The sequence below is a fragment of the Bacillus norwichensis genome (genome assembly GCF_014836955.1).
Taxonomy (GTDB): domain Bacteria; phylum Bacillota; class Bacilli; order Bacillales; family Bacillaceae_C; genus Siminovitchia; species Siminovitchia norwichensis.
This window is the reverse complement of record NZ_JACSPV010000011.1, coordinates 1-14568: the sequence shown is the minus strand read 5'-3', so window position 1 is coordinate 14568 and position 14568 is coordinate 1. Positions and strand designations below refer to the sequence as shown.

The window sequence follows — 14568 nt, the reverse complement described above, 5'->3', positions numbered from 1 at the left end:
AAAGTCCCTCTCGATTATTATCTTCCGTATTCCAGAACCTACTCAATTGAAAATATCACTTTACATAAGAAGCAATTTTATTGCTTAATGAAGGCTGGGGCTGCAATTTAATTTATATTGTATGTTTAACAAAGAAGGAAAAGAGCTTTAACATCCCTTTGTACGGGGCTCCCACTTCAAGCATCCGCACTTTGTGGTGCAGGCGTCTGACCGCACCCATTAACTTTTGCCTTACTTGTACTTCCTGTACAGCAAATCTAGACAGGTTTAATTTTCATTCCAATAATATATAAAAAACGCTGGCTGTTCCTTCACAACCAACGTTTTTTTCTAGGCTTTTTTTGGAAAAATAAAATACGTTACTGTTATAACCGCATCAATGATGAGAATAAGTGTCCAGATACCAGTAATCTTTCCAATTGTCGGATCAGTAAACCAGCCTTTTTCAATGAGATATCCGAGCATATCCCCGAAATCGTTCAACTTTAACAGCTCATTCGGACTGCGAAAATCACTGAAAAAGCTTAAAACAACCAACACAGCAGTATACATCAATGCATGAAGCGCGAATTCTTTCCCTTGCTTGACTGCATAATCCAAGCCATATAATTTTTTCTCTTTTTCCTCTTCAACAGGAGGCTCACCTTTCCACTTTCGGATATTTCTTTTCATCCATTGGTCAAGCTTCCTCATATCATTTCTTCCGAATGTCAAAGCATATAGTAAAAATAAAACAATGATGACCTGAAATGTATCAAAAGTGCCAGTGTCTCTATAATCCATGATGCCAAGCACAAGAAGCCAGGCATCGCTGGCAAGCCAAAGGAAAATAAAGTATTTGCTGAGCTTTTCCAGACCGAATGCATATCTGACAATAAAGAAGCCCAGAAGACTTACCCAAAATATAACTTCTCCCAAGATAAGAAATACCCATTTATATTGAAGGATAAATTCAATCATGAATGTTCCCCCCATTTTCATAAATTGCAAATGCTTGATCTAAAAAACGCAATAGTTTTTCATTTAAAGGGTACCATCCCAGCTGCGAGGATTTTTCGGGTGATTTTCGCACTTCCCATAATTGTTCTTGAAGCTGTTCGTCATTACCGTATAGCGATTCAGATTTCATCCAAATCTTCTTCACAATAGTTTGAACCTCTTTAGAGTTCGGGGGCTGGTCCATCATGTCTTGAAGCGCTTTTAGGAGGTCTATCCATTCCTTTGTCTCTTTGTTATCGTCATTTATATTGGGAAGCTTCTTAGTTACTTCGTCCACCTTTTCTCCAAACCATTGCTTGGAGTATTTCCTCATCTCCATTTGACCCGTTTGCTGGTGCTGAAGCATTTGTAAAATAAGCTCCCAATTTAGTCTTCCTTCAATGGAATGGCTATGAAGAAGTCCCACTAGGTCCCTTTCCATTTCTTCAAGAAGTTTCTGTTCTGAACGGATGAGGTTGAGCTGATTTTTTATATGATCGACCGGGTCCAAATCATTATTTTCAATCAACTGCTTAATATCCTTTAAAGAAAAGCCGAGCTTTTTCAGGAATTGGATCTGTTGAAGTTTAAAAATATCTTCTTTTCTGTATGTGCGGTGGCCGCCTTCTGTTACTCCCAAAGGGTTCAATAAATTAATTGAATCATAGTATCGCAAAGTCCTGGGAGTTACATTGGCTTTTTTCGATAATTCGCTGATGGTGATCATATCATGCACCTCACTTCGTTTCTAACACCAGTATACAAGTTGACGTTGCGTCAACTTCAAGCTAAATTAACATGTTCAAAAAGGTTAATATAGCGAATTTTTTATGGGTTGCGATAGTTGCAGACAAATGTGTTTCAAAAGAAGATCTTCAAAAAATGAAAAAAGCAAGTCAACAAGGATCAATACATTTTTAGAAATAAGGTTGTTCCATTCTGATGTCATTCATACTTATTATAAATGAAACAGAAGAAAGCGGTGAGATTCTCATGTACTATCCACTTCCATACAAAACAGCTAAAACTAGACCATATGTCATCAAGGTCTCCGGTGAAGGGAAAATTTCTGTCGATCCGGACATGGCCGTAATCAGGCTTGGAGTCTCTACGGAAAGTTTAACCTTAACCAAGGCTCAAGAGGAAAATGCAAGAACCATTTTGGGCATCGAGACAGCTTTTTCCAAGCAGGAATACCTGAAAATGCGATCAAGACTGACGATTATTCCATCTATCCACAATATGATTATGTCGACGGACAACAGTTTTTCAGAAACTATAAAATCGACCATATGCTTTTAGTTAAGGTCATGGAGATGAATCAGACGGGACCGATTGTCGATATGGCTGTAAGAAATGGGGCCAACATCGTTTCAGGAGTCACCTTTGAAGCAGCCCAGAATGATCAATTTTACAAGCAGGCATTATCCCTAGCAGTTTTGAATGCCCGCCAAAAAGCGGAAACCATTGCCGGGACATTAAATGCACAGTTATCTAAAGTGCCTTTGACGATTGTCGAGATTACTGACCGCGAAACGATGCCTTATCAGACAAAAATGTTTGCCATGAACAAAGCGGCCACATCATTTCATCCGGGGACACTTGAGGTTATAAGCCGAGTGCAGGCAACATTCTCCTATGTTTCTATGTAAACGTTATCCCTAAATATTTTGAAAACTTCTGTATTATTTTCAATATCTTCATGTTATAATATAGAAATGTTTATACAAAAGCGGAGGTAGAATGACGCCATGAATACAACAGAGGAAAAGACAAAAACTTTGAATTTGGAAGATATTCTCATTTCGTATCAATTTTTAAAAGATGTAGTGGCACATACACCTTTGCAAAAAAATGACCGGTTATCTGAGCAATATGATTGCCAGGTGTATGTGAAAAGAGAGGATTTGCAACACGTCCGCTCCTTTAAGCTGCGTGGTGCCTACTATAAAATAAAAACAATTGAGCGTGAGGCAAGGGAAAAAGGAGTTGTCTGTGCCAGTGCGGGAAATCACGCACAGGGGGTTGCATACGCCTGTGCCAATCTTGGAATTCAGGGAACTATCTTCATGCCGCAAACAACGCCAAAACAAAAAATCAACCAAGTGAAAATGTTTGGACGTGACTATATAGAAGTCATTCTGACAGGAGATACCTTCGATGAAAGTTCCACTGAAGCAAATGCCTATGCAGAAGAAGAAGGCCGTATCTTCATCCATCCATTTGACGACCTTGATATCATTGCTGGACAAGGAACAGTGGCAGTCGAAATAATGAATGATATCCACGAGCCAGTCGATTTTGTCTTCGGAAGTGTCGGTGGCGGTGGATTAATGGCTGGCCTAAGCACTTATGTAAAAAATGTATCCCCTCATACAAAAATGATCGGTGTTGAACCGAACGGGGCTTTAAGCATGAAAACGGCTTTGGAAAACAACGCCGTGACCACGCTTCCTTCTATTGATAAATTTGTAGACGGGGCTGCTGTCCAATGCGTTGGCCAAAGAACATTTGAATTGTCCAAGAAATATGTTGATGACATTGTAGCTGTTCCTGAAGGAAAAGTATGTACAACCATTCTGAATCTCTATAATCAGCATGCTATTATCGCAGAGCCCGCAGGTGCTCTTCCGATTGCAGCCTTGGATTTTTATAAAGATCAAATCAAAGGTAAGACCGTTGTGTGCGTCATCAGCGGCGGCAATAACGATATAAGCAGAATGCAGGAAATCAAAGAGAAATCCCTGATGTATGAAGGCCTGCTCTACTATTTCATCGTGAACTTTCCGCAGCGTGCAGGTGCACTCCGGGAATTCCTTGATGAAGTTCTTGGACCTGATGACGATATTGTTACATTTGAATACACGAAGAAAAACAACAGAGAAAGAGGCCCGAGTCTTGTCGGTATTGAACTTAAACGCCGTGAAGATTATGCTGGGCTGATTGAGCGGATGCAACAAAGAAATATTTCCTATACAGAAGTCAATAAAGACAGTATGCTATTCCACTTATTGATCTAAAAATAAACCAGTCTGAGAAACATATTTCTCAGACTGGTTTTTCATTTGCAGGATTCCCTCCTGTCTTTGGACTTTTTCAAGGCCTTACAGAAGTAGGAAACTTCTGCTGAATGAAGTTAAAAAACCCCCTCACTATTCGACTCTCATTGCAATCGAATAGAATGCCCTAAGGTTTGTCTTTGACAGGTTTTCCGGGTAAGCCAGGCCTTCACCTAGTCAAGATAAATTCTTGAAGGATTGCCCAAAGCCTTAATATGAGTCAGTTTCGCGCCCCTTTTCCTCAGCCATTTCAGGCGCTTGTTCCCCATCTTTATTTCCAAGAGGATGCATGCTGGAGCCTTCCGTGCTTGCATTTTTTATTCCTTCTCTCAGACGGCGTCCATATTCTTCATCTGCTTCCTCAGCCAAAGTGATCATTTTTTTCTGGATTCGCTGATCACATTTAGACAGGTCATTCACAAGGTTCGTAATTAGTTCATCTTTTTCCCAATCCTCAAAGCTGCGATATGTGTCTCCTGCCTGCTTAGTATTATCATTTCTGTCAATTGATTCCCTTACAAGATGTCCCTCAATTTTAGGCGTGTATTCTTTTCCCGGTTGCTCCGCTTCCTTCAATCCCCCAAGAATGGACGGCTCATAATTAATATGCGGATTTTGCCCAGGCGCGCGATCCACTTTATATTGCATTTGGCCGCCAGTTTGATTGGTACCTACTCTCTTTTTCGGCGAATTGATTGGCAGCTGAAGATAGTTAGGCCCAACCCTGTGCCTTTGTGTGTCCGAATAAGAGAAGGTCCGTCCTTGAAGCATTTTATCATCCGAAAAATCAAGCCCATCTACAAGTACTCCTGTTCCAAAAGCAGCCTGTTCCACTTCATTGAAATAGTCTTCTGGATTTTTATTCAGAACCATTTTGCCTACAGGCAGCCATGGGAACTGATCCTTCGGCCAAATCTTTGTGTCATCGAGCGGGTCGAAGTCAAGCTCTGGATGCTCCTCGTCACTCAAAATCTGTACAAAAAGCTCCCATTCAGGATAGTCTCCGCGCTCAATCGCTTCGTACAAATCCTGTGTGGCGTGATTGAAGTTTTTTGCTTGTATTTCCTCAGCCTCTTTTTGAGTCAGATTTTTAATACCTTGCTTCGGTTCCCAATGATATTTTACCAGAACGGCTTCTCCATCACGATTTACCCATTTGTAAGTATTGACCCCTGAACCTTGCATGTGCCGGTAATTGGCCGGTATTCCCCATGGGGAATATAGAAAAGTCACCATATGAAATGACTCTGGGGAATTTGCGCAAAAATCGAAAAAGCGTTCACTATCTTGTATATTGGTAATCGGATCCGGTTTAAAGGCATGGATCATATCAGGAAATTTAATGGCATCCCTAATAAAAAAGATCTTTAAATTGTTTCCTACCAAGTCCCAGTTACCATCCTCCGTATAAAACTTAACCGCAAAACCACGTGGATCCCGGAGGGTTTCTGGTGAATGCCCGCCATGGATCACGCTTGAAAAGCGGACGAAAACCGGGGTGCGTTTTCCTTGTTCCTGAAAAACTTTTGCCCTTGTATATTTTGAAACGGGTTCATCTCCCGCTTTTCCGTAAGCCTCGAAATAGCCGTGTGCTCCTGCCCCTCTTGCATGCACTACACGCTCCGGAATTCGTTCCCGATCAAAATGGCTGATTTTTTCAATGAAATCATAGTTCTCTAAAGTTGCGGGCCCTCTGTTACCAACCGTTCTTAGATTTTGATTGTTGGTGACTGGATGACCCTGTCTATTTGTAAGAGTCATATCGCCTTCTTGATTAGATTTCTTGTCCATTGATTCCTTATTTTTGTCCATCATGGATGACACTCCTCCCAAAATTTATGTATTTCCTTACAGCGATGTTCGAGTTTAATATTCCCGCTTTGTTCCAGTTAATCCATCAATGAGGAATTTTCCCTTTTCTCGAAAAGTGACTGTTTTTTTGGAAGACAGTGTTTTTTCAAGCCTTTAATCACTTTTTATGACTAAGCTTTTGCCACTGCACTTTTTAGAGTACCTTTCAGCTCTGTTCGTGACAGACTTTTAGCCAATCGCCCTTTTCAGGCCTGTTTATAAAAGGACAATATTTTCACGTTCTTGCCACCCCATTCTCCTTTCCATAAAATAGTCTTAGAAAGTGAGGAACATAATGAAAAATATTTATAGTGATATTATTCAATTCCGCGGTTCCCATTACGATTTTGGTTTTATGCAGGGACAGATTTTAAAGAATTCCCTTACTGTAAAAAACAGGGAAAATCAATGGAAGGTGCGCAGGCCTCGATTCAAAATCAATGCTGCTGAGGTGAAAGAGGCGATAACTCCGATTGCACCAGGGGTTTGGGAAGAAATCCTTGGGTTGCAGGAGGCTCTGGAATGGCCCTTGGAACGCGCTCTAACTGAATTCGGCGGATACCGGCTGGAAATTCCCCGGTCAGGTTGCTCCATTTTAACTGGTGATGGCTATATCATCCGAAATTACGACTATCATCCGAAAACTTATGAAGGACGATATGTATTCTTCCAGCCAGCCAAAAATGGTTATGCGACGGTGGGGCCCAGTCAAAGAATTACCGGGCGTTCGGATGGTTTGAACGAGAAAGGGCTCGCCATGGGTTACAATTTTATGAACCGAAAAAGCCCTAAGAATGGCTTCATTTGTGGAATGATTGGAAGGCTTGTTTTGGAGACTTGTGCCAATGTAAAGGATGCTGTCTCATTGTTAAAAGAAATTCCACATCGGCATTCGTTCAGCTATATTGTGTATGACCCAAGCGGGGAGACTTATATTGTTGAAGCGACACCAAGAGAGATCACCGTAAGACAATCAAATGCATGCACGAATCACTTTGAAAAGTTAAAACACGAAAATCGCCATCATCTTGCAGATTCGGAGCGCAGACTTGAAGCGATTCGAATGAATTCTGTTTCAGACGCGCACGAAGCTTTCCGTCTATTCAACGATACAGATAGAGGTGTTTTTTCGGGTTTATACAGCAGCTGGGCTGGAACAATCCATACCTCCGCATACTTTCCAAAAGAGATGCATACATGGATGGCACTGGGTGGAAATCAAGAACCGATAAAGTTTAATTTTGGAGAATGGCTGAAAGGAAAGGAATTAAGCGTAAAAAGGATAACAGGTGAAGTAGATACAGATATTCCTTTCGTACATATGGATGAGAATGCCGACTGGTTTAAAAGGTAGAGCCCCCTAATGAATAGGGGGTTCCAGCCTGATAATGGACGAAGAAAGCGAATGTATATAATGGAACACTGCCTCATTCTTCTCCATTATCTAAAATTGTTTTGGCAATCTTACGATCCAACTCCTCAAATTTATAATAGGAAATGGTCTCATATAATTCTTTTCTCGTTTGCATAGAGGATAACCCTTCCTTTTGTGAACCTTGCTCTTTAATAAGCTGGAACACTCTTTCATATGCTTTCGCAGCAACTCGAAGGGAAGTCACTGGATAGATGACTAGCTTCACACCCATGCTGGCGAACTCTTCTGCGGTATAGTAAGGTGTTTTCCCGAATTCCGTCATGTTTGCCAACAAAGGAACCTTGAGCTTTTCAGAGAATAATTGAAACTCTTCTCTGGATTGAAGCGCCTCAGGGAAGATTACTTCCGCCCCTGCTTCAACATACGCAAGTGCGCGTTCTATTGCAGCATCCAAGCCTTCTACAGCACGAGCATCTGTCCGGGCCACCATTACCAGGGACGGAGCAGTCTCTTTCACAGCCTGAATCTTTTGGACCATATCTTCCGTTGAAACGAGTTGTTTACCATTTAAATGTCCGCATTTCTTTGGTAGCTGCTGATCCTCCATTTGGACAGCCGCCACATTGGCTTCTACCATTTCTCTAGCGGTTCGGGCAGCATTTAAAACTCCCCCAAACCCCGTATCAATATCTACAAGCAACGGCAAATTCGTAGCGCGGACAAGATCCCTCGCTCGATCTGCCACTTCTGTTGAAGTGACAATACCCAAATCAGGCAGTCCCCTACTTGCGGTGTAAGCCGCTCCCGATAAATAAAGTGATGAAAATCCTGCTTCCTTCGCCGTTAGAGCAGCCATTGCATCATGGGCACCCGGAACTTGTGTCACATCTGCTGCTAATAGCTTGCGAAACTTGTCAGCAAGTTCGCTTTGCGTCATTGGTTGATCAACAATCCAAGCCATTTATCAGCCCTCCCATTATAAGAACAATTCCAGAAATTGCTTAACATGCATTTGCTCAAGCTTTTCTTTATCAAAACATTCTTCCTCAATTTTTTCTGATTGCTTATTTGTGAAATGTGCCCTCAGATTATTTGAAAACTTTTTCTTAATAAGCGGAATAGCTTCTTCCCTGCGGAATCGGTGTCCCAAAGGATACTCACATTCAACATTTTCTGTCGAAGTTCCATCCATAAAATGGACCTGTACAGCATTGGCGATTGAGCGCTTGCTCGGATCTAGGTAATCAATACTATACTGTTTGTTTTCAATGACTTCCATCTTGTCACGCAAACGGTCAATCCTTTCATCCACCGCTGTTTCCTTTTCATAATATTCCGCCCGTATATCCCCCTTAATCAAACCGATTGCCGTAATATACTGAAGACTATGATCTCGGTCAGCCGGATTATGGAGCGGTCCCTTTTTATCGATGATTCGAATAGCTGATTCATGTGTAGTAATGGTGATCCTATCAATTTCATCCAACCGATCCTTGATTTGCGGATGAAGCTTGACTGCGCACTCCGCGGCAGTTTGTGCGTGAAACTCTGCCGGATAAGCTACTTTGAACAATACATTTTCCATTACATAGGAGTCAAGAGGCCGCGCAAGCTTTAATTCTTGCTTTTTAAATAGGACATCCTGAAAACCCCAGCCCGGCGCAGAAAGTGCCTGTGGATAGCCCATCTCTCCTTTAACGGCCATCATTGCCAAAAGAACGCCTCTGCTTGTCGCATCTCCGGCAGCCCATGACTTCCGAGAGCCTGTATTCGGGGCGTGACGGTACGTTCTAAGACTACTATTGTCAATCCATGCATTGGAAAGCGCATTGATGATCTCCTCACGCCCTCCTCCAAGCATCTTTGTCACAACAGCGGTTGTGGCAACTTTAACAAACAGCACATGATCCAGTCCAACCCGGTTCAAACTGTTCTCTAATGCGAGAACCCCTTGAATTTCATGCGCTTTAATCATCATTTCCAGCACATCCCGAACGGCCAATGGTTCTTTCCCTTCTTCAAGGCGCACTTGACTAACATAGTCAGCCACTGCCAATATTCCACCCAGATTATCTGAAGGATGCCCCCACTCAGCCGCCAACCACGTATCATTGTAATCAAGCCAGCGAATCATGCATCCAATATTAAATGCCCCGCGTACCGGATCAAGCACGTATGATGTTCCCGGTACCCGGCTTCCTTTAGGAACCGTCGTACCCGGCACAAGCGGTCCTAGCAGCTTTGTGCATTCTGGGTATCGCAACGCAAGTATTCCACAACCCAATGTGTCAAGCAGTACATAATGCGCTGTCTTGAAAGCTTCATTACTAGTAATCTTCCAATCCAGTACATAATCAGCAATATCCTCTAATAAATGATCTACATTTGTAGGGCGCTCATTCGTTTTGATCACATCAATCTTCCTTTCTATCCTTCATTCCTGTAGAATTAAGAAGCTCATGTTCACTTTAATAAGGACTCTATAAGTTGAACGAAAGATTTGAGGTTTATCCAGATCAAATTTAAACATGTGCAACAGTATTTCAATTCTGGATAGTATTTTTGGATTTCAGACAGTATTATCCGGATTCAGACAATATGTTTTTGGAACCATGTGCCACAGTTACAAGGAAGAACTCTAATTCAACCTATAAAGACCACCGATACTTTTTCCTCTCCGTCAGTTGCACTATAAGCATTGGACGATCTCTGTCCAGAAACAAGGCAATATTACTTCCGTTTCTCCCCCACACTGTCCTCCAATCCGAAAATTTCAATTTTCACGTTCAAGTAGGCCTTCTCAAGATTTTGTAAATAAGCCTCCCGTTCAAACTGTCTTTCTGCTGTTTTCATTATTTTCGTTTTTAATTGTGTGTATTGATCTTGAATAGAGCAAGACGAAGACAAACCAAAATTGTTCATGATGCCTGCTTTTAAAGAATTGGTAAAGTAATCTACTGATCCAAACAAAATAAACTCCTTTCAATAACACAAGCGCAAGCCTTGCTCAGCGCGGGCAAACAAGGTTTTTTTTATAATTTCCCTTCAACCAAAAAAGCAACTTCATACAGAAGTTGCTAAGGGACGAATGGATACATAAATAAACATGTTAAAATACATGCTTTAGCATTTTCGCACTTAACACCTCCCATCTCGCGTAGGTATTGATGTTTGCTGAAACAGGCAGGTCTCCTGGCTTATGATCATCGCTTTTCAAACCTTCCCATTTTCAAATAAATGAAAACAGTGGCTTCCTTTTGAATCGCTCCCAAATACAGTTGCGCAGACAGCGTCGGAATCAAACCGAACTTCCCTATTAAGCAAATAAAACATTTTATCTGCACCTATTTCTATCTATTCAGTTTTCATATATTAAGCATATCAAATGTTTTATCAAACTACCAGAAATATCAGATCATTTCTCCTTTTCCCACTGATTATCACCGAACTCATAAGCCGTATACAAAAAAATTAGCCGCATGAAATCATTTGATCTCATGCGGCTTTCTTTTCACAATCTATACTTGTTCCAGCCTCTTTGACTTATTCATATCTTAACGCATCAATCGGGCTAAGCTTGGACGCTTTATTTGCTGGAAGAATCCCAAAGATGATCCCGATAAACGCTGAGAAACCAACTCCTATCAGCACAACCAATGGACTGATTGGAGCAGTGATCGGCGCAAATATCGTGATAAGCAACGCTCCTAATGCTGCCAAGCCGATTCCAATCAATCCGCCCAATGAGGTTAATGTGACTGATTCAATAAGAAATTGAAGCAATATTTTTCCCCTCGTTGCCCCAAGAGCCTTGCGGAGACCAATTTCCCTTGTTCTCTCCGTGACAGATACGAGCATAATATTCATGACCCCAATTCCGCCAACCAATAGGGAAATAGCAGCAATACTTCCGATGAATAATGTCATCATGTTAACGTATGTTTCGATTTCCTCCATAAATTCAGACAGATTCGGGATATTATAAATACCGTCTTCTAAATTTTTGTGCTCTGTCAGTGCATTGGCCGCGTCCATCCCGATATCAGAAAGCATTTCAGGATCGTCAACGATGATAGCCAGCTGTTCTATTTCATTGTTTCCAAACATCATGGAGACGACAGTCCTCGGCATGACCATCTCACCATCTTCATTCCAGCGATACATCTCAGGAACGGGAGATTCATAAACACCAACAATTTTGTAGGGATTTCCGTCTAACTCTATGATTTCCCCAATTACATCATCCGACCCTTTAAAAAATTTGTCTCTCGCGACCTTATCGATCATAACAACGCGGTTCATAGCGTCGTTATCTTTATCATTCAGCGGACGCCCCTCCACTGTTTGAATATTTTGGGCGGTAAAATATACACCGTCAACCCCTGTAATTTCCATCTCTGCCGTTTTGTCATTGATCATGGAAGTCCCGAATCCCTGATTAGTGGCCAATATAGATTTGACTCCCGGTACTTCTTTCAAAACCTCCAAGTCCATTGAGGTCAGCTCAGGGGGTTCTTCCCATTCCATCTCTTCATCTTCCGTCTCCATTGGTTCATATATGAGGTCTATCGCATTTTTATCCGTACTAAACATCTCATCCATCATTTCTTTTTTCGCACCTTGTCCTATTGCCACTATGACAATAACAGCCGCGACTCCAATGATGATTCCAAGCATTGTTAAAACTGACCGGATTTTATGATTCCATATGGACGACAGAGCAATCTTGAAGCTTTCCCACAAATTCATGGTCTCGTCCTCCGGTCATCAATGATTTTTCCATCCCTTAAAGTTATGATTCTGTTTGTATAGGCTGCGATTTCCTCTTCATGGGTAACGATGATGACAGTTTTTCCTTCCTTGTTCAGTTGAACAAACAGTTCCATGATTTGGGCGCTCGTTTTTGAATCAAGGGCACCTGTAGGCTCATCTGCCAAAATAAGAGTCGGATTGTTCACAAGAGCCCGCGCAATGGCAACCCTTTGCTTTTGTCCTCCCGAAAGCTGGTTGGGCAAATGCTTCACGCGGTCTCCCAACCCAACCTTTTCCAGCATCTGCTTGGCCCTTTCCGCTCTTTCCCGTTTGGACATACCTGCATAAATTAACGGAGCTTCCACATTTTTCTGCGCATTCAGCCTCGGCAGCAAAAAGAATTGCTGGAATACAAACCCGATATGTTCGTTCCGCAGTTTTGCCAAATGCTTTTCTTTCGCAGAAATGATATTTTCTCCATTCAGTTCAAATATACCTTCTGTGGGATAATCCAAAAAACCAATGATATTCATCAGTGTTGATTTTCCTGATCCCGATGGGCCCATAATGGCAATAAACTCACCATCTTCAACCTCCAAATCAATGCCATGCAACACCGGAACCTGGAGTGACCCATTTCCATAAACTTTCGTAATCTCACTCAATTTCATCAAAGGTGGTCACTTCCATTCCATCGTGCAAGCCTTCGTGAGGAGCTATGACAACGAGCTCGTCTTTTTCAAGTCCTTTTTTGACCTCGATAAATTCGTCATTTGATGTTCCAGTCTCAATTTCGCGCATTTCCAATTTTCCATCTTTCAGTACAAAAACCGTATTGCTATCCTCTTCCTCCAAAATGGCAGCATGAGGGACGGCCATTTTTTTGCCATCTCCGTCTATTTTAATCTCCAATGAAACATGGAATCCCTGACGCAGTTTGGATGTGTCATCTGTAATGGCGACCTTAAATGGATACATAGTGACTCCGCCACCGCCGCCACCATCGGAATACTCCTCATCCCCGCCTTCTTCATTCGGAAATTGGGAAACAGATTCGATGACACCTTTCCATTCTTTATCTTTATAAACTTTTGGACGAATAATTACTTTCTGCTTTTCCTTGATTCTTACAGCGTCAAACTCGCTCATTGTGCCAATGACCTTAAATGGCTGACTTGAGATGATATGTACAGCTGGGTTTGTTTCCCCACCTTCAGTGCTCACAGCATTTCTGTCAACTTTGACAACAATTCCATCAATCTTACTTGTGACGGTCATTTCTTTGATTTGGGTATCTATATCATTGATCTGCTCTTGAGCAGATTCAATTTCTGATTTTGTACTTTCATGCTGAGTTTCCAATTCAAGCTTTTCGCTCGTCAAAGAATTCACATCTTCTGTTGCAGCTTCGTCGTCATCCTCACCATCCCCAGATGGAGTCGGACTATTTTTCGCCTTCGTAATTCGCTTGTCCATTTCTGCTATCTGGTTAATCTCCGTCTGGGAGCGCTTTTGCACCAAATCCCTTTCTCTAACGGCTTTATTATATTCTGACTGCAATTTGGAAGAATCATAGACAAACAGAGGGTCTCCGGCCTTCACCTTTTGGTTTTCCTTTACTTTGAATTCCGTAACCTCTCCTTTTTCTGCATCCAAATACACTTTTTGCTCATCTTCCGGAACAATTTTTCCCGTTACTAAAATACTTTCACTTAGTTCCTGCTCTGACACCTTTTGCACGAGAAGAGATTCCTCATCATCTGCTACTGCCATTTTTCCTGCCTGTGCTCTAATCACCAATGTGACCACAAGCGCCAATACCAACACCCCGACAATAGATCCTGCCCATATCCAGGCTTTCTTTTTCACAATATATCCCCCTAGTAAATGATGGCGGAATTCCCCTATTTTTGTATTTACTGGGAAACTCCATAAATAGTGACATTAATAACAACGTATTTACATATCAAAAAGATTCAAAACCTATTCATTTTCGATAAAAAATCCCCCCATATCTATTAGACGATGCACTCTGAACAAGATACTACATAAAATGCAACTTTTTTTGAATATATAACAATAATATTACAAAATGTTTAAAAACTGAAATATAGGTTAAAAGAAATATATATATTTCAGAAGAAACTGATAGTAAAAATACGGAAACATATAGCTTTTGCCACTATTTTTAGTATAAACTTTTTGGGGGTCACTATGTCCATTTCAGAAGAAAATCAACTCTTCCTAAGAGAATTGCGTCGTTTGCTTGATGACTATGAGCGCTCTCCTCGCAATAAAAAAAATGCTATTATGGAAGATATCTTGTTACTCACGCAAGCACTCTATACAAATAGTGATCAAAACTTTCATAGAATCCCAGGTATTCCCTTTCTTTAACAGGCTTTTAACTTGCAAGCCCGACCGCCTGATAAATACAACCAGTTGATTCCTTTTTTTCTGGCGCCTATAATTTATGTACTCAACTTTCGCAGAGAGAAATTGGCAAATAAGCCTTGATGTAGTTGGGAAGGCCAGAGAACCACTGCTCAAGTT

At 41.5% G+C, this 14568-nt stretch carries 14 protein-coding genes and 1 riboswitch; of the genes, 5 read left to right on the top strand and 9 right to left on the bottom strand.

All coding sequences use genetic code 11. From position 1 onward, the window contains the following. Positions 1-330: 330 nt before the first annotated feature. Together H9631_RS08475 and H9631_RS08470 are read right to left on the bottom strand one after the other, a co-directional pair. Positions 331-960, bottom strand: a complete 630-nt coding sequence (locus H9631_RS08475; RefSeq protein ID WP_191811793.1) for a hypothetical protein — start codon at positions 958-960, stop codon at positions 331-333. Beyond that, positions 953-1705, bottom strand: coding sequence for a MerR family transcriptional regulator (locus tag H9631_RS08470; protein ID WP_191811791.1), 753 nt, complete (start codon positions 1703-1705; stop codon positions 953-955). The genes H9631_RS08475 and H9631_RS08470 overlap by 8 nt, the downstream gene beginning before the upstream one ends. A gap of 215 nt (positions 1706-1920) precedes the next feature. Here H9631_RS08470 and H9631_RS22575 point away from each other — a divergent pair, with 215 nt between their 5' ends. From H9631_RS22575 to ilvA, 3 genes are all read left to right on the top strand, one after another. Next, on the top strand, positions 1921-2280 hold the full coding sequence (locus H9631_RS22575) for an SIMPL domain-containing protein (RefSeq protein WP_191811789.1): 360 nt from the start codon (positions 1921-1923) through the stop codon (positions 2278-2280). Further along, entirely contained in the window at positions 2172-2630 is a 459-nt protein-coding gene (locus H9631_RS22570; RefSeq protein WP_191811962.1) for an SIMPL domain-containing protein, read from the top strand. The genes H9631_RS22575 and H9631_RS22570 overlap by 109 nt, the downstream gene beginning before the upstream one ends. Before the next feature lie 99 nt (positions 2631-2729). After that, complete coding sequence (ilvA, locus tag H9631_RS08455; RefSeq protein ID WP_191811787.1) at positions 2730-3998, top strand: threonine ammonia-lyase IlvA; 1269 nt, start codon at positions 2730-2732, stop codon at positions 3996-3998. Between the two features lie 249 nt (positions 3999-4247). Here the strand turns inward: ilvA and H9631_RS08450 are convergent, their stop codons facing one another. Continuing rightward, the gene (locus tag H9631_RS08450; protein ID WP_404801726.1) at positions 4248-5852 is read right to left on the bottom strand and encodes a catalase; all 1605 of its coding nucleotides are present in this window, start codon (positions 5850-5852) and stop codon (positions 4248-4250) included. 331 nt (positions 5853-6183) lie between these two features. Here H9631_RS08450 and H9631_RS08445 point away from each other — a divergent pair, with 331 nt between their 5' ends. After that, complete coding sequence (locus tag H9631_RS08445) at positions 6184-7242, top strand: C45 family autoproteolytic acyltransferase/hydolase (protein ID WP_191811785.1); 1059 nt, start codon at positions 6184-6186, stop codon at positions 7240-7242. Between the two features lie 73 nt (positions 7243-7315). Here the strand turns inward: H9631_RS08445 and prpB are convergent, their stop codons facing one another. The 6 genes from prpB to H9631_RS08415 all read right to left on the bottom strand — a co-directional run bounded on the left by prpB (position 7316) and on the right by H9631_RS08415 (position 13884). After that, positions 7316-8224 carry a methylisocitrate lyase gene (gene prpB / locus H9631_RS08440; RefSeq protein ID WP_191811783.1) on the bottom strand — a complete coding sequence of 303 codons (909 nt, stop codon included), beginning with the start codon at positions 8222-8224 and terminating at the stop codon, positions 7316-7318. Positions 8225-8239: 15 nt separating this feature from the next. Beyond that, entirely contained in the window at positions 8240-9676 is a 1437-nt protein-coding gene (locus tag H9631_RS08435) for a bifunctional 2-methylcitrate dehydratase/aconitate hydratase (RefSeq protein WP_191811781.1), read from the bottom strand. Positions 9677-9993: 317 nt separating this feature from the next. After that, the gene (locus tag H9631_RS08430; protein ID WP_191811779.1) at positions 9994-10233 is read right to left on the bottom strand and encodes a hypothetical protein; all 240 of its coding nucleotides are present in this window, start codon (positions 10231-10233) and stop codon (positions 9994-9996) included. A gap of 195 nt (positions 10234-10428) precedes the next feature. Beyond that, positions 10429-10626, bottom strand: a riboswitch (cobalamin riboswitch). 180 nt (positions 10627-10806) lie between these two features. Further along, on the bottom strand, positions 10807-12012 hold the full coding sequence (locus H9631_RS08425) for an ABC transporter permease (protein ID WP_191811778.1): 1206 nt from the start codon (positions 12010-12012) through the stop codon (positions 10807-10809). Next, a complete protein-coding gene (locus tag H9631_RS08420) occupies positions 12009-12689 on the bottom strand; it encodes an ABC transporter ATP-binding protein (protein WP_191811776.1) in 681 nt (226 codons plus the stop codon). Before H9631_RS08420 ends, H9631_RS08425 begins: the two co-directional genes overlap by 4 nt. Beyond that, the gene (locus H9631_RS08415; protein ID WP_191811773.1) at positions 12673-13884 is read right to left on the bottom strand and encodes an efflux RND transporter periplasmic adaptor subunit; all 1212 of its coding nucleotides are present in this window, start codon (positions 13882-13884) and stop codon (positions 12673-12675) included. Before H9631_RS08415 ends, H9631_RS08420 begins: the two co-directional genes overlap by 17 nt. Before the next feature lie 345 nt (positions 13885-14229). Here H9631_RS08415 and H9631_RS08410 point away from each other — a divergent pair, with 345 nt between their 5' ends. Then, complete coding sequence (locus tag H9631_RS08410) at positions 14230-14412, top strand: hypothetical protein (protein WP_191811771.1); 183 nt, start codon at positions 14230-14232, stop codon at positions 14410-14412. Positions 14413-14568 lie beyond the last annotated feature (156 nt).